The following is a 26,718-nucleotide window of genomic DNA, read 5'->3' on the forward strand; positions in this document are numbered from 1 at the left end:
AATAAGTTTCGTATATATATTGTGGTTAGTGAGTTAGTCTAACCTGAATGGAGCAATTATCATATTAAGTACTTATAGCTAATAATTTAACTTATTCCTCATAATAGGAAGTTTCTTATTTATAGTAATTTGAATATTAAAAATAATCGAAAGTATTTATGTGGTACGAAAAATATATATATAAGTTCTATTTTTCATATATTAAGGGGTGAGACTATGTATATATATAAGTTGATTATATCTATAAAATAGTAGTTTTTATGAGTAATAGGACCTGCATTAAAAGTAGGAATTATTACAATTATCATGACATTAGTAAATTTATGCAGAGTTGACTGTTTTAGAATAGAGTTTGAAATGACAATATGTGATATACTATGACAAAATAGTAGAATGACCAAAAGGAGTTATTAACTGAATGGAAGAGACAATTAGCCTCCAGGACTTATTTAAAACGATGAAAAAAAGAATGTCGTTAATCATTTCACTAACAATCATTGCAGTAACGTTAAGTGGACTTGTTAGCTTTTTATTCTTGACGCCAATCTATCAGGCATCAACACAAATACTAATTAATCAAGAAAAAGCAGATGTAACGGCATTTAATTCTCAGGATATACAAACCAACTTACAATTAATCAATACATATAATGTAATTATTAAAAGCCCCGTTATATTATCAAAGGTTATTGAACAACTTGATTTAGAAACTACCCCAACCGCATTAAACAGTAAAATTACTGTAAACAACGAACAAGACTCACAAGTTGTGAATATTTCAGTTCAAGACCCAAACCCAAGTGTCGCTGTAGATATAGCGAATACTACGGCTAGTGTTTTTCAAAATGAAATTGTCAAACTAATGAAGGTGGATAATGTTAGTCTCTTAACTCCAGCAATTTTAGCGGAAAATCCCGCACCAGTTAAACCAGATCCTATATTGAATATGGCAATTGCTGCTGTCATCGGGTTAATGTTAGGAGTAGGAATTGCTTTTCTTCTTGACTATCTAGATACAACTGTGAAAAGTGAACAAGACATAGAGGAACTATTAAATTTACCGATTCTGGGCCTAATAAGCTCGATCTCCGATAAAGATATTATGGATTCTAAAGTTCAAGTGACACCACGTAGAAAGAGGTAATAATATGGTAAAGAAGAAAAATAGAAAACGTATTATTCAAACTGTTGCTCGTAAACTTGTAACAAGTGTTAATACTAAGTCAATTGTATCAGAGCAATTTAGAACACTTCGAACGAACATTAACTTCTCCATGCCGGATAAAGAACTGAAAACATTCCTGTTTACTTCTTCTTCTCCTGGAGAAGGGAAATCTACGATTGCTGCTAATGCGGCGGTTGTATTTGCCCAAGAAGGAAAACGAGTTCTATTAGTAGATGCTGATATGAGGAAGCCAACTGTACACTATACATATCATGTAACAAATACAACTGGGTTATCCAATTTATTAACCCGCCAAGCAAATCTTAGTGAAGTACTGAAAGATACTGAAACTGAAAATCTCCAAATAATCACTTGTGGTCCTATCCCCCCAAATCCAGCCGAATTAATTGGCTCACAAACAATGGATAAAATAATTGTCGACATGAAAGAGAAGTTCGATGTGATCATATTTGATGCTCCACCTGTATTATCTGTAGCTGATGCACAAATATTGGCGAACAAAACCGATGGCACTATTTTGGTGATGAGCTCGGGGGAAACAGAAAAAACAGAAGTTCTAAAAGCTAAAGAAGCACTATTATCATCGAGTGCCAACATTCTAGGAGTGGTCTTGAATAACTTTGAGCTAAGTAAGGACCATTACTACTATCAATATTATGGAAATGCTGAATAACTAGGTATTTGTACCTACTTATTCTTTTTTTTAAAATCTTGGACTAGGAAGGAATACTAAAAATTCATGATTGATGTACATGCGCATATTCTACCAGGAGTAGATGACGGTCCACAAACAATGATAGAATCCATAGCACTTATCAGACATGCAGTGAAAGAAGGAATCACAGATATAATAGCGACTTCGCACGCTTTCAATCCGCACTATAATGTTACTAAGCAAACAGTAATAGAAAAAATCGAACTTTTACGAACTGAAATAAAAGCACAGAACATTAAGATGAAAATACACATGGGTCAAGAAATTAGAATACAAGAATCTACCGTAGAATTGCTACGTACAGGAGAGGCTTTAGCACTTGCAAATTCTAAATATGTATTAATTGAGTTACCATCATCGAATATTCCTGCTTATACAGTTCCAATTATCCAAGGTATTTTAAGCTTAGGTAAAGTACCAATCATTGCTCATCCAGAAAGAAATAGAGCAATAGCAGAAAATCCAGAAAGACTATTTAAGCTCATCAATCATGGTGCCATTGCACAAATAACTGCCGGAAGCGTCGCTGGTCATTTTGGAAAGTCTATTCAAAAGATTTCACTACAACTAATAGATTCAAATTTAATTCACACATACGGATCAGATGTCCACAATTTAAAAACACGACCTTTTTTATTCGATGCAGGGTTAACTTACCTGGAAAAATCGAAACGGTTAGATATAGTCGACATCTTTCTTGAAAATAATGCAAGAATCGTCGAAAATACCGAAGTTATTATTTTTGAACCTAAGGTATTAGAAAAAGCAAAATGGTGGAATTTGTTTGTGTGAATTAATTTTTGTAAGAAATATCCATTTAATCCAAAGGAATTATGAGTTTGGTTTTTTTACATTAAATGGATAATGCTTTTTTAGCAGAGTAATTCCGAGCTGATATAATAAGTTGAAAACTTTCATACATAAAGATATAAAGAATGGGAGGTTGTGGCATGTCACTCAAAAGAAGATTGTCCATGTTAGTATTTGTCGATTCTTGTATAGTGCTATTTTCAATATATATAGGTTACTATTTGCTTTATCCAATAAATAATCCATTTTCAGCAACATTTTTGATAGCTAGTTCACTTGCGATTTTTATTGCACATCATGGATTTGCCATGTACTACGGACTTTATAGGAAAGTATGGGAATATGCATCTATTCGAGAGTTGTTGTCTATTTATAAAGCTGTAACTTTATCTATTCTGACGGTAGCAGCAGTACAATACCTCGTGGAGGGACATGTATTACTTCGTGCATTGTCCATAACATGGATGCTGCATATCCTACTTATAGGTGGATCAAGACTTTCATGGAGAGTCTTTCGTGATACCTTTCTTACAAGAGAAGAACTGGCAGAAAATCATAAACGTACACTTATCATAGGGGCAGGCTCTGCAGGTACGATGATCGCGAGGCAATTATTAAAAAATGTAGAATCGCCACTCAAACCAGTAGCATTTTTGGATGATGGATCTAACAAAAAAGGTTTAGAAATCTTTAATATACGTGTTCTTGGAGGAACAGATATTATTGAAGAATCTGTGCTAGATTTGAATATTGAACATATTATTATCGCTATTCCATCTTTAGACAAATCTAAGCGAGCTGTCCTGATGCAAAAGTGTTTGGATACAGGTATACGTACACAGACGATGCCTCTTATAGAAGATTTACTAACTGGTAAAGTGTCTGTCAACGAGATTAGAGATGTTAGGATTGAAGATTTACTAGGGCGGGATGAAGTAGAACTAGATATAAATGCCATCTCTTCTAAACTAACAAGTAAAAAGATATTAGTAACGGGTGCTGGTGGTTCTATCGGCTCAGAAATCTGTCGACAAGTAATCAGATTTAATCCTTCACAAATTATATTGCTAGGGCACGGGGAGAACTCTATATATACAATAGACATGGAATTGCGTCAGAAGGTTGCACCAAACACAAAAATAATTCCACTGATTGCAGATGTGCAGGATCGTAATCGAATTTTTGATATTATCGAAGAGTACAAGCCAGATGTAATCTACCATGCGGCAGCGCATAAGCATGTCCCGTTAATGGAGTACAATCCAAGGGAAGCGGTCAAAAACAATATATTTGGGACGAAAAATGTTGCAGAAGCAGCAGATACGTTTGGCGTAGGACATTTTGTTATGATTTCTACGGATAAAGCGGTGAACCCTCCGAATATAATGGGTGCTACTAAACGCTTCGCAGAAATGATTGTTCAGAACCTTGCAAAAGATAGCGATACAAAATTTGCAGCTGTACGTTTTGGAAATGTGTTAGGGTCCAGAGGAAGTGTAGTCCCTCTATTTAAAAAACAAATTGCAGTAGGTGGACCAATCACTGTGACAGACCCAGAAATGACTCGTTATTTCATGACGATCCCCGAAGCATCTAGACTAGTTATACAAGCAGGAACGCTCGCAAGTGGTGGAGAAATATTCGTGCTTGACATGGGTGAACCAGTGAAAATTGTTGACTTAGCTAAGAATCTTATTAAGCTTTCAGGCTATAGAGAAGATGAGATAGGTATTAACTATTCAGGTATTCGACCTGGAGAGAAGCTATTTGAAGAACTATTGGATGAAAATGAGATTCAGAGCAAATACGTATTTCCAAAGATTCATATAGGAGCAGCAACTCCGATAAGTCAGATGGAGTTGGAATATGTGATTGAGAAGCTACCAGAGATTTCTATTGATGAGATGAAGCAATTATTAATTGGACTAGCTAATAGGAAAAATGTGGAGTCGTTGGTTTCGATTCAAGGTACGAGTGTAAAATAAAGGTTTCTTCTGTCTTCAGAAATTAAATGAGTGTATAAGAAGAATCTAAGGGATAATAAACTACTATTATAATAGAAGGAAGTCATATAAATGAGCAAAAGAATTTTCTTATCATCACCACATATGAGTGATGAAGGTTATGAACAGCAATATGTAAAAGAAGCTTTTGACACAAACTGGATTGCTCCACTTGGAGAAAACGTAAATCAATTTGAAAATGAACTAGCTAATATGGTTGGTATAAAAGCAGCCGGAGCATTAACTTCGGGAACAGCTGCCATTCACATGGCTCTTAAAGCAGCGGATGTAGGAGAAGGAGATATCGTTTTTTGCTCTACACTCACTTTCTCGGCTACAGCTAACCCAATCATCTATCAAAATGCTATTCCTGTATTTATAGATAGCGATTATAAAACATGGAATATGTGTCCGAAGGCTTTGGAGGAAGCTTTTGAAAAATACCCAGATGTAAAAGCGGTGATTGTTGTACATCTTTATGGAATGTCAGCTGATATGGACAAAATAGTAGCACTTTGTAAAAGATATAATGTAGTCCTTATAGAAGATGCTGCTGAGTCTTTAGGAACATACTATAAAGGAAGACACACTGGAACGTTTGGAGATTACGGTATCTTCTCTTTTAATGGAAATAAAATCATTACCACATCTGGTGGAGGGATGCTAGTTTCTAATAATGAAGAGCGGATTGCTAAAGCTAGATTCTGGGCGACTCAATCCAGAGATCAAGCAAAACATTACCAACATAGTGAACTTGGCTACAATTACCGAATGAGTAATGTAGTTGCTGGTATTGGTAGAGGTCAGCTAAAAGTATTGAAAGAACGAGTTGCTAAGAAAAATTATATCCTTGAATTCTATAAAAGAGAACTTAGTGGGCTGGATGGTATTGAATTCATGCCTAGCAATGAGTGGAATGAGCCTAACTATTGGTTAAGTAGCATGACTTTATACGGTAAGGTTAGACCCGCTGATGTAATGGAAGCTCTTGAAAAAGAGAATATCGAGTCAAGACCGATTTGGAAACCAATGCATTTACAACCGTTCTTTGAGAAGTATGATTTTGTGGGGACAGATGTATCTGAAAAATTGTTTGAAAATGGGATTTGTTTGCCTTCTGATACGAAGATGACGGATGAAGAATTAACTAGAATTTGCGAAATAATTAAAGGGTTGTGGAAAGATTAATGAATGGCTTTTATAAAAAATATGTAAAAAGATTAATGGATTTCATATTATCTTTAATAGCTATTATTGTGTTAAGTCCAATTCTTTTAATAGTTGCTATTCTTGTAAGAGTTAAGCTTGGTGGTCCGGTATTGTTTAAACAAGAGAGACCTGGGCTCAATGAGAAGATATTTATGATGTATAAGTTTAGGACGATGACGGACCAGAGAGATAAGAATGGGGAGTTACTTCCTAATGAGATGAGACATACTAAGTTTGGAAAGTTTTTAAGGAGTACAAGCTTAGATGAATTACCAGGCTTATTTAATATTATCCGAGGAGATATGTCAATTATTGGACCCCGACCTTTATTGGTTGAATATTTACCTCTCTATAACACTCATCAAAAACGTAGACATGAAGTTAAACCAGGTTTGTCTGGGCTTGCTCAGGCAAAAGGTAGGAACTCTTTATCTTGGGAAGATAAATTTGACCTTGATGTCGAATATGTAGAAAATGTTAGTTTTACCAATGACATCAAAATTATCTGGTTAACTATTAAGAAGGTATTTGTACGAGAAGGAATTAATTTTAATAGTGATATAAAAGATACGAAATTTAAAGGTTCACAGAAAACGTCATAGTATAATGGGGTTGGAATATGAAAGATATAGTAGTTATTGGCAGCGGTGGATTTAGTAAGCAAGTAATAGAAATTATTGAACAGTTAAATTTGATAAATGAAGAGTATAAACTATTAGGGATAATTGATGATAATAAAAGCTTAGTTGGTACATATGTTCTAGGATATGAAGTAATTGGGGATACCGATTATATTAAGCAGTTTTCAGAACAAAAAAACATATATGGTGTTATAGCAATTGCTGATGGTGGAGTAAGAAAAGAGATATCAAAAAAATTAAATGGCGTTCAGTGGGTAAATTTAATACATCCAAGTGCGGTAGTTAGTGATTATATAAAAATAGGAGAGGGTAACATCATTTGTGCAGGTGTTGTTATAAATCCAGATTTTCAGATGGGTAATCATTCTCATATTAATATTGGTACAACTTTAGGTCATGATGTGACGATGCTAGAGTATGTGACTGTTATGCCGGGAAGCAGGATATCAGGAAATGTCACACTAAAGTCTAACACAATGGTGGGAACAGGTTCCACAGTTATACAAGGCCTAACTATTGAGGACAATGTAGTTTTAGGTGCAGGGGCTGTAGTGACGAAGAATACTGAACCAAACTATTTGTATAAAGGTGTGCCAGCTAAAAGATACAGCAAAAAGAAGTCCATTTAAACGAAGGGTGATTATTATGGTAAGAAAGACTCTTAGAGGTTTTGTATTTTGGGGAATAGATTCATTTAAAGGTCAAACTATTAAACAACATTATAATGATATAAAACAAATCATGGAGAGTAATGCACATAATTCAAAACAGCTACAATCTATCTGTAATTATGCTCATAATAATGTGCCTTTTTATATTCCTTTAAAATCATCAGATTTTAGTGATTTACCTGTGATAACAAAAAATCATTATAAGGAAATGTATGAGTCTTTCCAATCTCAAGATTCGACTAATGTATATCATCGAATGTCTACAAGTGGATCTACAGGGACACCTTTTACCGTAAATCAAGACAAGGCTAAGCGGGAAAGAACAATGGCAGAAGTAATCTATTTTAATGAAATAGAAGGTCAAGTACTTGGTCAAAAATATATGTATTTTAAAGCTTGGCCCGAAAAGAAGTCCAAAGTAGAAAGATTTAAACAAAACCTAGTCCCGATTGATATATTAAAATTAGATGAAGTTGCATTAGAAAGTATAAGAAGTACGTTAAAGAATGATAAACAAATAAACAGCTGTTTGGCCTATGCTTCTTCCTATGAAATACTAAGTCAATATATGTACGATAAAGGCGATACGTCGAGTATGTTCAATTTAAAGGTTATCTTTTCTAGTTCCTCGTTATTAAAGGAAGAAACCAGAGAAAAGCTAGAAAGTATTTTTGGTTGTCCCATTATAGATAGGTATTCCAATCAAGAAAATGGTATTTTAGCACAGACAAACTCAAATAGTAGAGTATTTAAGGTCAACAGAGCAAGCTACTACATAGAATTGCTGAAGCTAGACAGTGATGAAACTGCAGAAGCAGGAGAGTTAGGCAGGATAGTTGTTACAGATTTATATAATCACGCTATGCCTATTATTAGATATGATACGGGAGATCTTGCTATATCAGATGATCTTGACCGTCAAAATATCTCTACTTTGCGGAGTATTCAAGGAAGAAGAATTGATATGGTCTATGATACACAAGGAAATGTTTTGACTCCACATAGCATTAGTGTACATATGAAAAGATATGGAAAATTAAAGCAATGGCAATTCATTCAAGAAGATAAAAATTATTATATTTTAAAGGTTAATGGAGCAGAGGGTGTTTATAAGGAAATGGACTTTATAGATTCACTTAAAGTGATTTTAGGTGAAGATGCTAATCTTCAGGTGAAGCTTGTAAATGAAATACCTGTTTTGGCTTCAGGTAAATTCAAGAATACTATATGTAATTATAAAGTCTTACAAGAAAAATAATTACTATACCAAACAGAAGAGGATATGACAATGCAAAAAAAAACAGTATGGATTTTCAATCATTATGCTCATGGGACATACTTTAACAAAGGTGGAAGGCATTATTGGTTTGCCAAAAACCTTTTGAAAAAAGGTTATGAACCTACTATTTTTTGTGCAAGTACAAGACATAATAGTGATATGAGTGTGGATATTCCGGGCGGAACTTATCGGCTAAAGTCTGTTGAGAAAATACCTTATGTCTTTGTAAAAACTACTAAATATAAAAATGGTATAGAACGCATTAAAAATATGTGGAATTTCTACAAAAATCTATATCCTTCAACAGCGGAGTATGGGAAAGAATATGGAAAACCGGATGTTATTTTGGCATCCAGTGTACATCCGCTTACTCTATTAGCTGGTATTAAAATAGCCAAAAAATATAATGTCCCTTGTATATGTGAAATTAGGGATTTATGGCCAGAAACTATTGTGCAATATGGCACTCTTAAAAAAAATAGTTTAGTTGCTAAGCTTTTGTATAAGGGAGAAAAATGGTTATATAAAAAAGCAGACAAACTAATATTTACTATACCCGGTGGAAAGGATTATGTAGAGGAAATTGGACTTAGCTCTTCAAAGGTAAGATACATAAATAATGGTGTTGACTTAGAAGAATACAACAAAAACAAAGAAGAGTTCATTTATAGTGATGAACATCTTGACAATCCTTCTACATTTAAAATTCTTTATACAGGAAGTATGGGAGTTGCAAATGAGTTAACATATTTAGTTCAAGCAGCAGATAAAGTGCAAGAAAAGGGAATAGACAACATTCAATTTATATTATTTGGACATGGCAGCCAAAGAGAAAAATTAAAGGAATACGTACAAAATAAAGGGCTGACAAATATAGTTTTTAAAGAAAAGGTTGAGAAGAAGTTTATACCTAATATATTAAGTAGGTCTGATTTAAATGTTTTTACTGGTAAACATATCCCTTTATATAAATATGGTTTGAGCTTAAATAAGCTTTTTGATTATATTGCATCTGGAAAGCCTACCTTATCTAATATGGAAAGTGGTTACGATATTTTAGTCAAACATGATTGTGGCAAATCCGTAAAAGGCGGCTCAGTGGAAGCATTAGTTGATGGTATTTTAGAGTTTTATAACATGGATCAGAAGGAATATGATCAATACTGTGAAAATTCGTTGGTAGCCATACAGAATTATGACTTTAAAATTTTAACTGATAAATTAGAAGCCATTATTATAGAGAGCTAATAAATGTAGACGAGGATGTGTAAATTATGAAGGTCTTACATATAAATTCTTATTACGGAGGTGGGATGTTATATAAAAATATTTATGACCGCCAGGTAAGTAATGGTATACCTATTAATGTGTATGTACCTTTGCCTTTAACTACTGATCTGTCCCATTTACAGCTAGGAGATTATACTACTGTTAGTAAGAATCATAATAAATATGATCGTTATTTGTTTCATGTCAAACATAGAAAAATATATAAGGATTTAATAAAGAACTTCCGAATGGATACTTATTCTCTAGTGCATGCTCATACGCTTTTTTCTAATGGATATATAGCTTTGCAGACCAAAAAATTTTTTGGCATACCTTATGTAGTTGCTGTTAGAAATACAGATGTTAACCAGTTTTTTAAGCGAAGAGTTTTACTTCGTAAATTGGGCATTGAGATATTAATGGAAGCAGAAGCAATAATTTTTTTATCGGATTCCTATAAAAAAATAGTTGTAGAAAAATATATTCCTCAAAAGAATAAACAAGAAGTGCTAGAAAAATCTATAATTATTCCTAACGGGATAGACAAGTTTTGGTTTGAAAATATAGGTAAACCTAAAACTCTATCCCAACCAAGAGGCTTAAATGCCATCTTTATAGGTGATGTAAACAATAATAAGAATATCCTTACCTCCGCTAAGGCTCTTAAGATTCTAGAGGATAAAGGATATAATATAAAATTTACGGTTGTGGGTAAGATTTCTAATAAACAAGTTTATGAAGAATTGATGAAGTTTTCATTCGTGAAATATTTAAAGCCACAACCAAAAGAAAGTCTGTTAGAGATGTATCGGAGCCACGATATATTTGTTATGCCTTCTTTAACAGAAACTTTTGGCCTTGTTTACCCAGAAGCAATGAGCCAGGGGTTACCACTTATTTATTCAAAGGGGCAAGGATTCGATGGTCAATTTGAGGAAGGGCAAGTTGGATATCATGTTGATTCTTTAGACCCTGGTATGGTATCGGACCGAATAATAGATATTATGAATGATTACGAAGTAATTTCAAAAAATTGCTTGGCATTAGTAGGGAAATTCAATTGGGATAAATTGGTAGCTCAATATGATGAGGTTTACGCTAAAGCCTTAAAAAAATGAATTTGAAGAATAAGGTGAATAATTATGGTAAAAAATAAATCAGTTGATCAAAAAATAAGCATAGCAATAATGGCGCCATTTATAGTTCTCACTATACAATATTTTCTTCTGATTTATTTTGATCTCAATGGTACTTCCAATGGTGCAAGGGTTCAGATGCTTTCTAAGATTGTAGTAGGTCTCCTATTTCTGTATGCCCTACCAGCAGTTTTAAAAAGGAGTTTCGGGAAGTTTATAGGTGTTTACTTTATTGCAATCCTTATATTTCTCTTTAATTATTTGTTTTTCCCTAATAATCATGTCTATTTAATAGCATTAGTATTTCCGTTATTTGGAATGTGCTTGCCAGCATTTATATATACATTCAGCTTGAGGGATTTAGACATTTTAAAGAAAGTGATGATAAAGGCTAGCTATGTTATCTTCTTTTTTGGAGCATTACTTGGCCTAGCCATAGTTACTGGGAATGCTACTACTGGATCATATAGTATGGCTCTTTCTTATTATATGTTGTTACCAGCGATTCTATTTTTAGATAAATTGATTGATAAATATTCTACCAAGGAACTTCTTTTTGCTTTAATATCTATTTTTGTAATTCTTGCCCTAGGTTCAAGGGGAGCACTGCTATGTATCGCTGTCTTCATTGTGTTAAAAATGGCTCCCTTAATATTTCAAGTTTCCAGATCAAAAGTTTTTTATAATTTTTTAGTAATTGTTAGTTTAGTATTTTTGAGTCTCAATTTAGACAAATTACTCAACACTTTATATGAGCTTTTAACTAAATATGACATTAATAGTAGAAGTATAAAACTATTATTGAGTGGTGAGGTACATTTAAGTGGACGAGATTATATATATGAAAATCTTATTCAAGCAGTAACAAATCATCCCTTGGTAGGTCTGGGTTTAGGAGCGGATCGTCGAATTATTGGAAAAGAGGGAGGATACGCACATAATTTCTTTCTCGAAGTTATTATTAACTTTGGTGTAATAGTGGGTGGTATAGCAATTATACTCTTCTTGTTTATATTAATAAGAAGTATTTTAACAAAAAATACAAAAAATTATCATTTAATAATAATTTGGATAAGTCTTGGATTTATTCATTTGATGGTAAGTAGTTCTTATATCACCGATATTAAATTTTGGATATTATTAGGATTGCTTATTAAGATTAATATAGAAATCGGTGATAAATTAACATGAAGAAAAAGAAATTTCTCATAGATTCCCTGCTAAATATTATCTCTGCAGCCTTACCCTTACTCGTTCTTCAGCTTATCTCTTATCCCTTAATCGCAAGGGTAGTGGGTGGGGAAGAATATGGTTTAATAATAACCTTAATAAGTGTTATTACTGTTGTAAGTTTTCCATTAGGTAATGTGCTGAATAATATACGTTTATTAAGAGATGAAGAATATAAGGAAGCGAATGAAGAGGGTGATTTTAATCCTCTATTATTAGGTTCTTCTTTTGTGAGTATTTTATTAATTATCTATATATCATTTTATATCGATTCTAGTTTAGAAATTTTAGATTTTATCTTACTAAGCCTAATAACAGTGGCTTCACTTTGGAAGGAGTACTTAATAGTAACCTTTCGTTTAGTTTTGAATTATAAAGGGATTCTTTTAAATAATATATTTATGAGCTTAGGTTACTTGATAGGTTCTGGAATCTTTTTATATTTGGGAAATTGGCAGATAATATATTTTACAGGGCTGTTATTTAGCTTGATCTATATTTTACGTCATACAAGTTTGCATAAGGAAAAATTTAGATTTTCCAATTTATTTAAAATCACGGCATCAAAGGGTCTAGCATTATATATAGCCAACCTTTTAAAGAATGTTCTGTCTTATGCGGATAAATTAATATTACTTCCTTTATTGGGGCCTGTCACCGTAGCAATTTATTATAGTTCTACCATTTTAGGAAAAATAATTTCAATGATGATTAACCCTGTAAACTCTGTTATTTTAAGTTATTTAGTTAAGGTAGATAACATTAGTTTAAAAAATGTTATAAAAATGTTTAGTGTTTCTACCATTATAGGCGTGTTTGGATATATTCTAACAATTTGGATTAGCCCATATTTCTTAGGATTTTTTTATAAAGATTGGGCAGAAGAATCACTCGAATTAGTCTATATTACGACAGCTACTGCTATTGTTGGGGTGCTTTCTACTGTACTACAGCCTTTCAACCTACGCTTTAATAAAATAAGCTGGCAAATATACTTGAGTGGAATTCACTTGGTAGTCTATGTAGCCTTATGCTATTACTTTTTCCAAATCGCCGGGTTGAAAGGTTTTACATTTGGGGTTCTAATGTCAACTGTTTTTAAACTTATTATGCAGCTAAGTATATTTCTGTTTAATTATCGTAGAAAAGACACTAAGGAAACAGAGAGTATAAAATAGTGTTCGTTCGTCCCTGTGTAAGGAACAGTTCTGACAATTCGGTGCTATTCGCTTTCACATTGGTTTGGATATTACTAGAAATTAATTATGAGTTTTAGAACACTTAATGGGCGACTGAATTTTTACTATCACTGTTTACTCATTCTTAATACTACAAAGGTTACAGTAGTGTCGGACAACCGTTAGCCAGTTTTAGCGGAAGTATAGCAGTGAAAACTTCTAGTAGAATTGACCAGTTTTCAAAAAAGTTAAATCAGTTTTACTCAATTAAGTTTGGTTGAAATAAAACAATAGATTAAGTATTAAATTAAATATAGGAAAGAAAGGACAGATAAATATGAAAAGAAATCTACTAGATAAAATAGAAAACAAACAAATTACAGTGGGGGTTGTAGGTCTAGGATATGTCGGACTTCCACTAGCAGTAGAAAAAGCAAAAGCAGGGTACAAAACAATTGGTTTTGATGTTCAAGCAGAAAAAGTGGACATGGTTAATAAGGGGCAAAACTATATTGGAGATGTAGTAGATAGTGATCTTTCGGACTTAGTAGAAAAAGGTCTGCTTTCAGCAACCTCTGATTTTAGTTTTATGAAAGACGTAGACTTTATTGCTATTTGTGTACCGACTCCTCTTGATGAATACCAACAACCAGATGTAAGTTATTTGAAAGCATCTTCTCAAGAGATTGCAAAATATTTAACGAAAGAAACGATGGTAGTATTAGAGTCTACAACTTATCCGGGTACAACAGAAGAATTGATTAAGCCTATTTTAGAAAATGGCTCAGGATTAGTTTGTGGAGAAGATTTCTATTTAGGATTTTCACCTGAACGGGTAGATCCGGGTAATGCAATTTATAAAACAAAAAATACTCCAAAAGTAGTTGGTGCTATTGGTGAAGATGCAACTGAAGTGATTGCTGCAATGTATGAGGCAGTATTAGATGGAGAAGTAATTAAAGTGTCGTCCCCTGCGATTGCCGAAATGGAAAAGATTCTAGAAAATACATATCGTAATGTAAATATTGGGCTTATTAATGAGCTTGCAATGTTAAGTAATAAAATGGGGATTAACCTATGGGAAGTAATTGATGCAGCAAAATCTAAGCCATATGGTTTCCAAGCATTCTATCCAGGACCTGGCCTAGGCGGGCACTGTATTCCACTTGATCCTTATTACCTTTCATGGAAGGCACGTGAGTTCGGATTCCACACATCAATGATTGAGTCTTCCATGATGGTAAATGACCGTATGCCTGAATATTGTACGGAAAGAGCAAGTAAGATTCTAAACAGAGATAGAAAAGCTCTAAATGGTTCGAGAATCTTGGTTTTAGGTGTAGCATACAAACAAGATATCGAAGATTTTAGAGAAAGCCCAGCAATTCGTGTGATTGAAGAATTAGAAAAAGAAGGGGCCGATGTAGTTTATTACGACCCTTTTGTTCCTGAATACCGCGAGAATGGTGTGATTAAAAAGGGTGAAGCAGATCTAACAGCTGAGCTATTATCAAGTGCTGATTTAGTAATTGTTACAACAGCTCACTCAAATGTAGATTATGCTTTTGTGCAACAACATTCAAAGGCAATATTTGATACTAAGAATGCATTGAAAGAAATTAAACTTAGAGAAAATATCGAATTATTATAAGAGTAAAAGGTAGTGGTTGCTCCATCGAATATAATATTAAGGCAGGTTTTATTATGGGTAATTTCGTTCATGTTAGTAGTTATGTAGATGAAAATGTTACGTTAGGTGAAGGTACAAAAGTTTGGCATTTTAGTCATATTCAAAAAGGTGCTTGCATCGGAGAAAATTGCTCTATAGGTCAAAATGTAAATATATCTAATAATGTAGTAATCGGTAATGGGGTTAAAATCCAAAATAATGTATCAGTTTATGAAGGTGTTGAATTGGAGGACTATGTTTTTTGTGGTCCTTCAATGGTTTTTACGAATGATTTAACACCGAGAAGTAAATATCCTAAAGGTACCGATGGGTATAAACAAACGCTAGTGAAATACGGTGCTTCTATTGGTGCTAATGCCACTATAGTTTGTGGTAATACCATTGGTCGTTGGGCAATGGTTGCATCTGGAGCTGTTGTAACAATAGATGTTCCTGACTATGCTTTGATGGTGGGTGTCCCTGCTAGGCAAAAAGGTTGGGTATGCGAATGTGGTCATGTTCTTGCAGCAGACTTGATATGTAATGAATGTAGAAGAGAGTATACGCTTTCAAATGAAAAACTCTTTGAACGTAAATAAGTATAAAAATAAATATTCAGAAAGGGGATTATCATGGAATTTAGGGATTTAAAGACTCAGTATCAGACATATAAAAGTGAAATTGATCATGCAATTCAAAATGTATTAACTAACGCCAATTTTATTGGAGGTAATGAGGTAAAAGAACTAGAACAACAACTTTCTGAATATGTTGGAGTAAAACATTGTATAACTTGTGCTAATGGAACAGAAGCAATGACTTTAGTTTTAATGGCTTGGGGAGTAAAGGAAGGAGATGCCATATTTTTACCTGACTTTACATTCTTCTCAACAGGAGAAGTAGTCTCTTTCAATGGTGCAACTCCAATATTTGTGGATGTAGATAGAAATACGTTTAATTTAGATGTAGTCAAATTGGAAGAAGCAGTTAAACAAACAATTGAAGAGGGTAAATTGACTCCAAAGGTTATTATTCCTGTAGATTTATTTGGACTCCCAGCAAATTATCCAGAAATCCAAAAAGTAGCTGATAAGTATAACTTATTAGTTTTAGAAGACGGTGCACAGGGTTTCGGTGGCGTTATTGAAGGTAAAAGAGCATGTAGTTTTGGAAATGCTTCAACTACTTCATTCTTTCCAGCTAAGCCTCTAGGTTGTTATGGAGACGGTGGTGCTATTTTTACAAATGATGATAAGTTAGCAGAATTGCTTAATTCTTTAAAAGTGCATGGTAAAGGAAATAATAAATACGATAATGTGAGAATTGGTGTTAACTCTAGATTAGACACTATTCAAGCTGCAATCTTAAAGGTGAAATTAGAAGCATTTATTAAGCATGAAGTAGATGATGTGAATAGAGTAGCTCGTCTCTATGACGAAAAATTAAAAGGTGTAGTTGAAACTCCATTTATACCTGAAGGTTATGCTTCGAGTTTTGCTCAATACACAATCAAGTTAAATAACAATGAGGAACGAAATAATCTACAGGCAAAGTTAAAAGAAGAAAATATTCCAAGTATGATATATTACGTGATGCCAATGCATGAGCAGGAAGCATTCTCAGATTTAAAGTCTAATCACAAAAATTTTCAGATAACAAAAGAACTATCTCAAACTGTTCTTTCACTACCAATGCATCCATACTTGACTGAACAAGAAATTGATCAAGTTTGTAGTGTTATTATGGAATATTTTAATTAGTTTAAGTAAATATTATGTAATAAATAAAACCTTCTAACAAATCATTTCATTGTTAGAAGGTTTTTGATTATAAGCCCTCGGTTTGATTTCAGGATTGTTGGCAACGTTAACACCGTTAAGTCCACTATCTTTTGCGATGGCGTCAGGGGTCGGAAGTGGAAGTATGATGGCTGCCGCGAGTGGCTCGTTGATTGCCGCATTTCCATAACTCGAAACTCAGATTATCGCCTATTCAGGGGCAAGAAATTTGCTATCCCTTTCCACGGGTCTTTGGGTCAGTATTTTTATTGGACTTCCGTTGACTGAAAAAATTTACGCGCGAATGACACGGAATAGGGAGGGTTACTGATGCTGAAAAACATACAAGAATGGGTTTTGTTAGCTAGGGATCTTTGGCATCACCGCATTAATTGGAAACTGGGCGGGGTATGACATTTTGCCACTCGCTGCCGTTCCCGGTATGATTGTCCTGATACTAGTCTGTTTGGCAGGATTTGTTCTAAGAGATTTGACCCCATTAACTTTCCGAATATAGCGTATATCTCCATTAAAGGGGTTATTGTCTCAATGCCATGGTTTCCAGGATCCGCTAAAGTAGTTGAGTGGACAATGAAGTGCAACTACTGGCTTTGGCGACACCGATATTAGCGTATGCCGGTATCGCAATTGGACGTTCGTGGACGGATTTTGTGAAACTGGGATGGAAAACGATTGTGGATGCGAGTCTCGTTATGCTCGGAACATTTATCGGGTCTGCATTAATTGCAGAACTGATTTTAAGATTCCAAGGAATTATTTGAGTAGAGAAGCTGCGCTGTATAAGGTGATATTCAACGCTAATCTACCAATTATTAATTATAATTCAATATTAATTAAGTAATATTCAATAACACTCCTTTGATGAATTAAGGGGTGTTATTTTATTTTTTAAAAACGGACCCTGTACAAGAAACAATAGAAGTAGCCGTTCTATTCTAATATTTATATCTAAATTGAAACGCAACGTTAAATAGTAATCCACTGATATTGGAACTGAGTTAATATGAGCTCTGAAATGTAATCCTGATTAAAAAAACAGTGGGAACAATAATTATAGTTAATAGGTCTTTAATACTATTTAAAAATACCAATAGTCACACGATGATAAATATAGGGATGTGACGCAAGTATGAGAAACCTTAAATTAGCTTGGCATAAATATATGTTGAAATACAATATAAGTTCACATAATGATTGTCTGGATGAAAAGTTTAAAAAGAAGTTATGGAATAAAGTAGAATATCACGAAAAAGAGATTCATCGTATTGCACAGTTGGAACAAACTGCACGGTAAGAAATTTAGGTAAGGCTGGTAAGGACGCTAGATGTAAACATTATCTTTCTGCATAGTTAGTAGGTACGGGTATAGTTCGTTAATTTTGTCATTGTGTAAGACTATCCTGACGAATCTCTGAAATTCACTTGAAATAGGCAAGAACAAAAAACATCCACCTCATAAACAGGTGGGTGTTATTTGGCTTTATCATAAGTAATGTTTCTTATTCTCACTTTCGAAACAGTTGGATGATTAGTCATAAATCTTCACCCTTGCATAAGCAAGAGGAAAGCTTTATTTGTTGTATGTTATAGAACTTGAAGCATATAGGGTTTTCCGATAACTTGTAAAAAAAACAAGCGACAAGCTTTTTTTGTTAGAATTGACAATAGTGGAAGCAACCTCCACCCTCTTCGACACTAAGATTTTCATCTGAATCTTCATTACCAAGAATCTGTAAACGTGCTACAATCAGCGGAGTTTCATAGGTTGAAGGAGTCAGCTCTAATGTAGGAGCTGATTTTTTTATGGGGCTATCCAATGTTTGTCGGCGTTTACGCTTAGTTCAGAATTCGACAAAGATCGTTCCATTTCATCTATATATCTAAAAATTCTATTAATTTAGGTTGAACATACTAAAATATACTGCTACTATTAACTTAAATAAAAGCATCATGAAAAAGATGGCTACTACGATATTTGGACTGGTAAAGAAGCCTGCGAAAGGATATATTGCGAATCAAAATCTTGTCCAAGTGTGTGTATGAGAAGTTTTCAGATACCAGCATAAGGAACCACTTAGAATTGTCTCATAACCTTGTACCTTTTCAACATTCTCCAACCATCGATGTTAAATAAACTTTATTTTTTGTATACATGATAGACACATAGCTATATAGAAAAGTGAAATCTTAAAGAGGAGTGATAATTTGAAAGATACAAGTCCTGTTTATATTCAAGAGAATCCAGTTTCGCGATTCTTATTTAGTAACACTCGTTCTGCAGTTATTTGGTTAATTATACGACTTTATGTCGGGTATACATGGGTGAAAGCTGGTTGGGCAAAATTAAACAATGAAGCTTGGACAGGAGAAGATGCTGGAGCTGCACTCAGTGGCTTTGTGAACGGTGCTCTTGCAAAATCACAAGAAGGAGCAGATGTGGCTGGATGGTATGCAACTTTCCTTGAAAGTACTGTGCTACCGAATGCAAAGTTGTTTTCATACGTAGTTGCAATTGGAGAATTATTAGTAGGATTGGGCTTAGTGTTCGGCTTACTTACTGGTATCGCAGCTTTTTTCGGTGCTCTCATGAACGTCAGTTTTCTGTTTGCTGGGACGCTTAGCACTAATCCATTGCTATTCATCTTAGCAACTTGGTTAGTACTTGCTTGGAAAGTCGCAGGATGGTACGGATTGGATCGTTGGGCACTGCCATTATTAGGGACCCCTTGGAATAGAAAAAAGAATAGTGCACCTAAATAAGGTCAAAAAGTAAAAACGGCAGAAGAAAAATTCAATTGTACAATTTATAACGTTGGTGAAAGAAAATCCCCTTCTCAAATTTCAAGAGAAAGGGATGGAAATTCACTAACGCTATTTTTTTAAGCTCATCAAAACAGTGAAGTATCCCTATGTTAGTAGAAATTCTATATTATTCTGACAATAGAATACAATTCAAAGTGGTATAAAAAAGGTAAATTCATATTAAGCGACTGTTACTTTTTTTGCTTGACTCTTTCTTTTGTTAGGACTAATGAAGAAGAGAGAATTAAAATTATAGGTGGAACAGTACACTTTATGAATACATTGGAATTAGGTGTTACTTCTTCTTTATTGCGTATACCGATGTACTTACCGGAAATGTTCCTTCCTGTAGGTGGTGTACTATTGTGTCTGGCCTTAGTACTACAAATCATTGATGGTGGGATACATAAGGGAGGCGAACATATATGAATATTTTCTTTGTAGGTGGTCTGGGTACCAGAATCTATATTTCAAGCATTCCATGTGGAGGATAGCTTGGATTAAAAACTTTCTCAAAATGTGTTCCTGTGTATGGGAATAATCAACGATCCATAAATAAAAACCGACCTATTGAGTTATAGACATGCTTTAAAAGCATAGTATAGCTATATTGAAAATAGGGGGTAAATTCATTGTCTAATGCTTATATAGACATATTGGCTTACTTTGGAATTGGCGGTGCCCATCCTGGAGGCTTTAGTCTAACCCAATCTATATTGGAAACTGAAAATATACCATCAAACCAGTCTGTATTAGATATAGGGTGTGGAACAGGGCAGACTGCAGCTTTCTTAGCCGAAAGATTTAATTGTCAGGTGACAGCGATTGATAAGCATCCCGTTATGGTAGAAAAAGCGAGGCAACGATTTAAAAATAGTGAGTCCTCCGTCCACGTGGTGGAAGGAGATGTACAAAGTATGGATTTTGTAGATGATTCCTTCGAGTTAGTTATAGCCGAGTCTGTTATTGTTTTTACGGATATATCGAAGACGTTAAATGAACTTTCTCGGGTTTTGAAAAGTGACGGAACTTTAATCATGATTGAAATGGTAGCAGAGCAATACCTATCAGATGAAAAACAAGAAAAAGCATGTAGTCTTTACGGTATCAATGAAATTTTAGATAAAGGTGAATGGATATTGCGTTTACATCAAGCTGGGTTTACTCAAGTTGAAATAATCAGTACGCCATCTGTGCTTCTTCAAAGTGAAATTAACGACATCAATCCATCGGAAAACATACAAATGGAACTCTTTGAGCTATGGGAGGAGCATAACGAGTTTATATTTCATAACAGGGATTTCATTGGGTATCGTGCATTTAAATGTCGTAAAGCATGAGTAGTTGACGCGTGTCCCTGTGTAAGAAACTAAACATTAAAAAAACTTGAACAAAAAGATGTTTAATCCGTTCTATGCGGGGTATATATTTAGTACAAGGCGGAACTACCGTAGGAAGGGACTGGTAAACGATGTGTTTACAAAAGACTTCAATGGATGATTTGCACAGCCTTGGCGGAAAATTTGCTTTACTGACGAAAGGTACTCTCGTCGGGAACCGATATATTTAGGTTCCGTTCCAACGTGTTTTACTTGTAAGTGAAAGTTAAGTTTTTTGTGGAAGTGCACCTCAATGTCTAATAGTTTTTATTAGACAATATTACTGCACTGACGAGATGAAGTTTTAAATTGTCAGTTCCGGTTTAACCAAGCAACATAACAAATTTTCCGAGTGTATTCCCTCATTAGGGAAAGAAGAAAGCGCAGTCCTTTTAGGATTGCGCTTTCTTCTCTTTTTATGAAGTTTATTATTCATTTTCCTTAAATACTTCTCCAGCAATCCCCATTGCATGAACTGCTTTCGGAAAGCCTACGTATCCGGTACAGTGGAGGATGATTTCGATAATTTCTTCTTTTGTTAGACCTACATTTAAGGCTGCTTGTAAGTGAACTCTTAGTTGATCGAAAGCACCTTGGGTGATTAGACTTGTAAGTGTGATGATTTCCCGTTGTGCGTGGGAAAGGGTGTTTCTAGAATAGAGGTCGCCAAAGCCAAATGATACGATCATGTTCCATAGATCGGGTGAAATATCTTTGATGCCTACCATGCCATTACGTACGTCTTGCGAAAAAAGTTCTTCCATTGCATTTATACCGGCCTCGTACCTTTTATTGGTATCCATATTATTGCCTCCCCATTGTTGGTGGTATTTCGTTTTCATCTACTAATACTTCAATGACAATTGGTTTGTTTGTTTGTTCAATATTATGTAATGCTTCAGCTATTTTATCGGTTAACTCATAAGGGTTAAGGCAGGTAAATGCTTCGAGTCCCATAGATTCGGCAAAGCGTGCTACATTCAGCGGAGTTTCATATACACCGCCGATAGACGTACCGATCATTTTTTGCATGCCTTTTTCCACCATATCTAAGCGGCCATTATTTAGCACGATGAACAACACCGCGGAGTTATAATTATACGCTGTTGAAAGTTCCGTGCCATGCATGAACATACATCCGTCTCCAACTAGACATACGATCTTTTCTTCCGGGGCAGCAAGTTTCGCGCCGATGGAATAGCCAATTCCGTTGCCCATTGCTCCGAATATATCATCAAAGAAGAACGTTCCTGGCTTATATATGTCAAAATATTTGATGCCGTAAAAAGAGTGGCTCCCATCATCTCCGAAAACAATTGCATCGTGGGGAAGTGCATATCGCATCGAGCGCAATGCTTGGATAGCAGACATTCGTTCACCAGGGTTATTTACCTGCAGCAATATATCATCGATTGGCTTTAAGAATGCTTCGCTATTTGTTTTTGGTATATCTTTTAATATTGCAGTCAGGTTTGCTTTTATATCACCAAGTATAGGTGTAGTTGGCACTTGTATTGATTTACCTATAAAGGTTTGGTCATAATCGAAGTGGATCAGATGCTCTGGATACATCGCTTCCGATAATCCAGCGATAGACATATCACTTAACTGCGAACCAATAACAAGCATTAGGTCCACTTTTTCTTTTACATATGCAGTTGCTTCGTCTGTACCACCTAATCCGAATGCACCTAAGGATAGCTTATGATTGGAAGGGAATGATCCTTTCCCACCGGGCGTGGTAATGACAGGGATATTCCAATGCTCAGCAAGGTGCTGCACTTCTGCGTAGGCTTTACTAGAATGCACACCTTTTCCTAAAAAGAGAAGAGGACGCTTTGCTATATTTAGTTTATCTATTACATCACTAGTTTTAGGAGAAATCATTGCATGCGATTCTGGTAAATCTAGCAAGAACGGTTCAATCTGTTCTAACAAAATATCAAATGCAATCGATAGATGTACAGGTCCTTTTACACCAGATACTGCTTTTTCTAGTGCATGCTGCAAGAATGGCTGAAGCATATCTCCTCGTTCTACCCGAGCGCTAAACTTCGTGACAGATTTGAACATGTCCACGAGGTCTGCACTAAATATACTAGAATCCTGACCCATTGCTTTTCCGGTATCCTTCATCGAAGGGTGTCCAGTAATGATTAATAAAGGGAGATTAGATGCTTTTGCCTGGCCAGCAGCCGTGAGTAGATTAGTACCACCAGGACCAGAAGTACCAACTGCAACTCCAATTTTTTGATTCATCAAGGCATAGCCAGCAGCTTCAAACCCTGCAGCCGCTTCGTGCTTACTTAATACAAATTCCATATCATGATTTAATATCTCAAACAGTATAGGGGATATTGCCTTCCCAGGAATGCCGAAAATATGATGAATTCCCCAATGCTTAAAATTTGCAACTAATACCGATGATGTTGTTTTCATGGTGTCATTCTCCCTTTAAGGTCATTATTGTTCTAAATAGATTCTCTCAATCTCGTCAACAGGAAGGGGTTTACTAAAGAAATATCCTTGCGAAATATCACATTGATGGGTTTTCAAGAATTCTAGCTGTTCCTTTGTTTCCACGCCTTCAGCAATTACCTCTTTATGAAGATTATGTGCTAAGGAGATAATTGCTTTAATAATGACAGCATCTTTTTCATTATTCATAATTTCACTGACGAACGATTTATCGATTTTAATATAATCGATTGGAAAATTCTTTAGGTAATTAAGCGAACTATAACCAGTCCCAAAGTCGTCAATACTAATGCCAATACCAAGTGCTTTCAACTGCTCCAATACGTGGATAGAGTATTCGTATTCCATCGCCATATACTCCGTAATTTCCACGACCACATAAGCCGGATTGATACCTGTTCGTTCTAGTACCTCTTCCATATAAGTAATGAGATTTCTAGTTAGAAATTGTTGCGTTGATAAATTAACGGACACTTTTACAGGTGTCATTCCAGCATCTTGCCACTTTTTGTTTTGCGTACAGGCCTCATCAATGACCCATTCTCCAATTTGAGTGATCATCCCGTTTTCTTCTGCAAGTTTTATAAACTTATCTGGAGGTATCTGCCCAAGCGTGGGATGTTGCCAGCGTATTAACGCTTCAAACCCAATTAATTGACCGGTTTCGTTATTAATCTGAGGTTGATAATGGAGAACGAATTCATTTTTCTCCAGTGCTCTTCTTAAATCTACCTCGAGCATATAGTCGTCCAACATGGCATCTAATAATTCAGATGTATGCACGACATAGCGATTTTTTCCTTGCGATTTTGCCTGATACATTGCATTATCTGCATAGACCATCAGCTGTTCCATTGTAATGGGATAGTCGGGATAAATAGCAACTCCAATACTAGCAGTCGTATATAATTCTTTGCCGTCCACAAGAAATGGTTGTAGCAAGAGTTGAAGTATCTCTTCGGCTTTTGCTGTGACATAGTCAGTATCCGTAAAATCTTGCAATAGGAAAATAAATTCATCGCCGCCCATTCGTGCAAGCATCTCATTTTCTGCTAGGCAACCACTTAAACGAGTACTTACCTCGACTAATAACTTATCACCGTAGGAATGGCTAAAGTTGTCATTAATGATTTTAAAACGATCCAAGTCGATATATAGGAGGGCTAAGGTCTTGTGGTGGCCTGTACTTAGTTCCTTAATAATGGATTCTATTTCCTTATTCATATATCGTCTGTTTGGCAGATTTGTTAAATCATCGTGAAAGGCTAAATAATTATATTGTTCCTGCAATGTGTATCGATCTGAAATGTCTCTAAACTGGCCAAAGGCACCAATCATTTTGTCATCCTCGTAAATGGGTTGTGCATCGAATAGGCAAACTACTAGGTTACCTGCATCATCTTCAAACTTTATTTCTTCATTTTTAAATATTTTTCCACTTTCCAATACTTCTTTGAAATACCTTCCAGTTAAATGGGATTCTAAAATATTTCTTCCCACGACTGATTCTCTACTGTTCTTTGAAATCATTTGCGCGAAATTATTAAACTCGGTTGTAATTCCTTTTTCATCCGTAATAACAATGCCGTTTCTCGTTCTGCTTAACATAATCTGGTTCATAATATTAAGTTTCTTGTTTTGTTTTCTCAACAAGAGTTCTCTTTCGATCGAGTCAACAGACTGGGTGAGCATTGATAAAAACAGTTCATTTTGAAACTGGATAGGCATCATGATACACACACTACCGAGCAAGTCATTGTCATCTGTGTAGTTGAATGTAGTACCGTAGCAAGCTATTTCTTGAAGAAATGTATGATAATGTTGTTCGCCTATCAGACTAATCGGATGTCTTTGCTGCAATGTCAGGCTAATAACATTCGTACCCGTCTCTTCTTGGATGAACAGGCTACCAGGTTTAATACCGAATTGTTCAATAGTAGACTTGATCGTTTCGTCGCCTTCAATTTCAAGCAAATACCCTGCAGCATCCGAAACGACAACGAGTATCGGAGTGCCTTTTAAGGAATCCAGTAACTTATTGGAGAAAAAGCTAACCACTGATAATATTTCACTATACGATTTTCGCTTCTGTTCAAAAGCCACTTCGCTTAAAAAAGTCTTTGGTCTAGATACCTCGTTTGGATCCATCCCTGCAACCTTGCAGATTCTCTTAGACTCTGTAATGTAGTATGGCTCTGTAGTATTCATATTCTCCTCCTATAAAAATCTCTTTCCTATGTATACCCTCTTTTCAGAAAGGTGCGTAGTTTTTCATATAAAATAACAAAAAAAGAATCCGCTCCTACAAAGGTTAAGACTGCTACGAAACAACCTGTAGAAAGAATTCCTAATCATAAATACTTTACTCTAAAAAGGGATTAAATTCAACAAAATGTCCCTATGTAACAAACAATTCTGACAATAGTAGATTTCAATATGTTTCCCTGTGTAGCATTTAATTCAGAATTGTGTCCTATACAGGGAACGACGTACTAATACATTGCGTTTCCTAATCTAAAACTTAACGTTCTCTGCGCCGTTACTACTGAAAGACTCATTGGTTAATACAGGGAGATTTTATTATTCTTAGGCTACCTAGGAATATACGAATCATGCATGACTCTAAAGGACCATAGCATTGACGGACTTTGAAGAAGTGTTGGAGCAGTTTGAACCGATGATTTCTGCTTGTATTCGAAAGCTGAGTATTTATAAGAAATTATGAAATCTATCGACAAGCAGGAAGAATTGCATTATGGAAAGCTTGGGTGAAGTTCGATGAGGGCAAAGGGGATTTTGCACCTTATGCTTATCGTTCCATATATGGTGGGGTGCTAGACGAATTGAAAAAAGAGAAGCGACAGGAGGAGCATGCCGACCTCGTGGAGGATGAGAAATTGGCAGTATTACTGGAAAAAAATCTTGCTCTAAGTATAGTGAGTGAGGATTTAGAAAGAGCAATTGAATCCTTGCAAACACAAGAGCGAGAACTACTGATGTGGATTTTTGTGGAGGGAATCTCGCTCCAACAGGTAGCGACTCGAGTAGGAATAACGATACCAGGTATTAAAAAGAGACGGGAGAGAATCCTTGTAAAATTGAGAGAGCGAATAGAAAAATAAGGTTTTCAAGAGAATCCAAGCTGAGAAAGTAAATTCCGACACTTTCTCGGTATTTTTTTAGTTATAGTTTACCACTCGGACAGGAAAAAATGATGAGGGATAGGACTAAGTTCTAAATATCCTATAAGAAAAAGGGGGAATT

General features: G+C 35.0%; 24 protein-coding genes and 1 pseudogene. 22 read left to right on the plus strand and 3 right to left on the minus strand.

From position 1 onward, the window contains the following. Positions 1-418 precede the first annotated feature (418 nt). The 21 genes and pseudogenes from MHI40_RS03705 (at position 419) to MHI40_RS03805 (ending at position 20,937) form a co-directional block, all read left to right on the plus strand. A complete protein-coding gene (locus tag MHI40_RS03705) occupies positions 419-1,144 on the plus strand; it encodes a YveK family protein (protein WP_340761558.1) in 726 nt (241 codons plus the stop codon). Positions 1,145-1,148: 4 nt separating this feature from the next. Next, positions 1,149-1,859 (plus strand): CpsD/CapB family tyrosine-protein kinase, encoded by a 711-nt coding sequence (locus MHI40_RS03710; protein WP_340761559.1) that lies wholly within the window; start codon positions 1,149-1,151, stop codon positions 1,857-1,859. Between the two features lie 66 nt (positions 1,860-1,925). Next, complete coding sequence (locus MHI40_RS03715; protein ID WP_340761560.1) at positions 1,926-2,693, plus strand: tyrosine-protein phosphatase; 768 nt, start codon at positions 1,926-1,928, stop codon at positions 2,691-2,693. Between the two features lie 158 nt (positions 2,694-2,851). Then, a complete protein-coding gene (locus MHI40_RS03720; RefSeq protein WP_340761561.1) occupies positions 2,852-4,696 on the plus strand; it encodes a polysaccharide biosynthesis protein in 1,845 nt (614 codons plus the stop codon). Between the two features lie 90 nt (positions 4,697-4,786). After that, positions 4,787-5,902 (plus strand): DegT/DnrJ/EryC1/StrS family aminotransferase, encoded by a 1,116-nt coding sequence (locus MHI40_RS03725; protein ID WP_340761562.1) that lies wholly within the window; start codon positions 4,787-4,789, stop codon positions 5,900-5,902. Then, positions 5,902-6,525: a sugar transferase gene (locus tag MHI40_RS03730; protein WP_340761563.1), complete on the plus strand. Its 624-nt coding sequence runs from the start codon at positions 5,902-5,904 to the stop codon at positions 6,523-6,525. The genes MHI40_RS03725 and MHI40_RS03730 overlap by 1 nt, the downstream gene beginning before the upstream one ends. 17 nt (positions 6,526-6,542) lie before the next feature. Continuing rightward, positions 6,543-7,193: an acetyltransferase gene (locus MHI40_RS03735; protein WP_340761565.1), complete on the plus strand. Its 651-nt coding sequence runs from the start codon at positions 6,543-6,545 to the stop codon at positions 7,191-7,193. Positions 7,194-7,209: 16 nt separating this feature from the next. Continuing rightward, positions 7,210-8,493, plus strand: a complete 1,284-nt coding sequence (locus MHI40_RS03740) for a hypothetical protein (RefSeq protein WP_340761566.1) — start codon at positions 7,210-7,212, stop codon at positions 8,491-8,493. Between the two features lie 30 nt (positions 8,494-8,523). Continuing rightward, positions 8,524-9,762 (plus strand): glycosyltransferase family 4 protein, encoded by a 1,239-nt coding sequence (locus tag MHI40_RS03745; protein ID WP_340761567.1) that lies wholly within the window; start codon positions 8,524-8,526, stop codon positions 9,760-9,762. Between the two features lie 26 nt (positions 9,763-9,788). After that, positions 9,789-10,901, plus strand: coding sequence for a glycosyltransferase family 4 protein (locus tag MHI40_RS03750; RefSeq protein ID WP_340761568.1), 1,113 nt, complete (start codon positions 9,789-9,791; stop codon positions 10,899-10,901). Between the two features lie 24 nt (positions 10,902-10,925). Beyond that, positions 10,926-12,110: an O-antigen ligase family protein gene (locus MHI40_RS03755; protein ID WP_340761569.1), complete on the plus strand. Its 1,185-nt coding sequence runs from the start codon at positions 10,926-10,928 to the stop codon at positions 12,108-12,110. Then, positions 12,107-13,327, plus strand: a complete 1,221-nt coding sequence (locus MHI40_RS03760) for a lipopolysaccharide biosynthesis protein (protein WP_340761570.1) — start codon at positions 12,107-12,109, stop codon at positions 13,325-13,327. The genes MHI40_RS03755 and MHI40_RS03760 overlap by 4 nt, the downstream gene beginning before the upstream one ends. A gap of 337 nt (positions 13,328-13,664) precedes the next feature. Continuing rightward, positions 13,665-14,978, plus strand: coding sequence for a nucleotide sugar dehydrogenase (locus tag MHI40_RS03765; protein ID WP_340761571.1), 1,314 nt, complete (start codon positions 13,665-13,667; stop codon positions 14,976-14,978). 53 nt (positions 14,979-15,031) lie between these two features. Further along, positions 15,032-15,595: an N-acetyltransferase gene (locus tag MHI40_RS03770; protein WP_340761572.1), complete on the plus strand. Its 564-nt coding sequence runs from the start codon at positions 15,032-15,034 to the stop codon at positions 15,593-15,595. A gap of 33 nt (positions 15,596-15,628) precedes the next feature. Then, the gene (locus MHI40_RS03775; protein WP_340761573.1) at positions 15,629-16,756 is read left to right on the plus strand and encodes a DegT/DnrJ/EryC1/StrS family aminotransferase; all 1,128 of its coding nucleotides are present in this window, start codon (positions 15,629-15,631) and stop codon (positions 16,754-16,756) included. Positions 16,757-16,832: 76 nt separating this feature from the next. Next, positions 16,833-17,105, plus strand: a pseudogene (locus MHI40_RS03780) (DUF3100 domain-containing protein); the annotation flags it as partial. Between the two features lie 253 nt (positions 17,106-17,358). Further along, positions 17,359-17,556, plus strand: a complete 198-nt coding sequence (locus MHI40_RS03785; protein WP_340761574.1) for a hypothetical protein — start codon at positions 17,359-17,361, stop codon at positions 17,554-17,556. 368 nt (positions 17,557-17,924) lie between these two features. After that, the gene (locus tag MHI40_RS03790) at positions 17,925-18,089 is read left to right on the plus strand and encodes a hypothetical protein (protein WP_340761575.1); all 165 of its coding nucleotides are present in this window, start codon (positions 17,925-17,927) and stop codon (positions 18,087-18,089) included. A gap of 911 nt (positions 18,090-19,000) precedes the next feature. Next, the gene (locus tag MHI40_RS03795; RefSeq protein ID WP_340761576.1) at positions 19,001-19,555 is read left to right on the plus strand and encodes a DoxX family protein; all 555 of its coding nucleotides are present in this window, start codon (positions 19,001-19,003) and stop codon (positions 19,553-19,555) included. 315 nt (positions 19,556-19,870) lie between these two features. Then, positions 19,871-20,026 carry a hypothetical protein gene (locus MHI40_RS03800; RefSeq protein ID WP_340761577.1) on the plus strand — a complete coding sequence of 52 codons (156 nt, stop codon included), beginning with the start codon at positions 19,871-19,873 and terminating at the stop codon, positions 20,024-20,026. A gap of 203 nt (positions 20,027-20,229) precedes the next feature. Beyond that, on the plus strand, positions 20,230-20,937 hold the full coding sequence (locus tag MHI40_RS03805; protein WP_340761578.1) for a class I SAM-dependent methyltransferase: 708 nt from the start codon (positions 20,230-20,232) through the stop codon (positions 20,935-20,937). A gap of 467 nt (positions 20,938-21,404) precedes the next feature. Here the strand turns inward: MHI40_RS03805 and MHI40_RS03810 are convergent, their stop codons facing one another. Genes MHI40_RS03810 through MHI40_RS03820 form a run of 3 tightly spaced genes read right to left on the minus strand, consistent with a single transcriptional unit; the run spans position 21,405 to position 25,662 of the window. Further along, positions 21,405-21,818 (minus strand): carboxymuconolactone decarboxylase family protein, encoded by a 414-nt coding sequence (locus tag MHI40_RS03810; RefSeq protein ID WP_340761579.1) that lies wholly within the window; start codon positions 21,816-21,818, stop codon positions 21,405-21,407. Next, on the minus strand, positions 21,781-23,415 hold the full coding sequence (locus MHI40_RS03815; RefSeq protein WP_340761580.1) for a thiamine pyrophosphate-binding protein: 1,635 nt from the start codon (positions 23,413-23,415) through the stop codon (positions 21,781-21,783). The genes MHI40_RS03810 and MHI40_RS03815 overlap by 38 nt, the downstream gene beginning before the upstream one ends. A gap of 24 nt (positions 23,416-23,439) precedes the next feature. Further along, positions 23,440-25,662: an EAL domain-containing protein gene (locus tag MHI40_RS03820; protein ID WP_340761582.1), complete on the minus strand. Its 2,223-nt coding sequence runs from the start codon at positions 25,660-25,662 to the stop codon at positions 23,440-23,442. Between the two features lie 560 nt (positions 25,663-26,222). Between MHI40_RS03820 and MHI40_RS03825 the strand changes: the two genes are divergently transcribed. Continuing rightward, positions 26,223-26,576 carry an RNA polymerase sigma factor gene (locus tag MHI40_RS03825; RefSeq protein WP_340761583.1) on the plus strand — a complete coding sequence of 118 codons (354 nt, stop codon included), beginning with the start codon at positions 26,223-26,225 and terminating at the stop codon, positions 26,574-26,576. Positions 26,577-26,718 lie beyond the last annotated feature (142 nt).

It is taken from the genome of Psychrobacillus sp. FSL H8-0510, assembly GCF_038008345.1.
Lineage (GTDB): Bacteria > Bacillota > Bacilli > Bacillales_A > Planococcaceae > Psychrobacillus > Psychrobacillus psychrotolerans.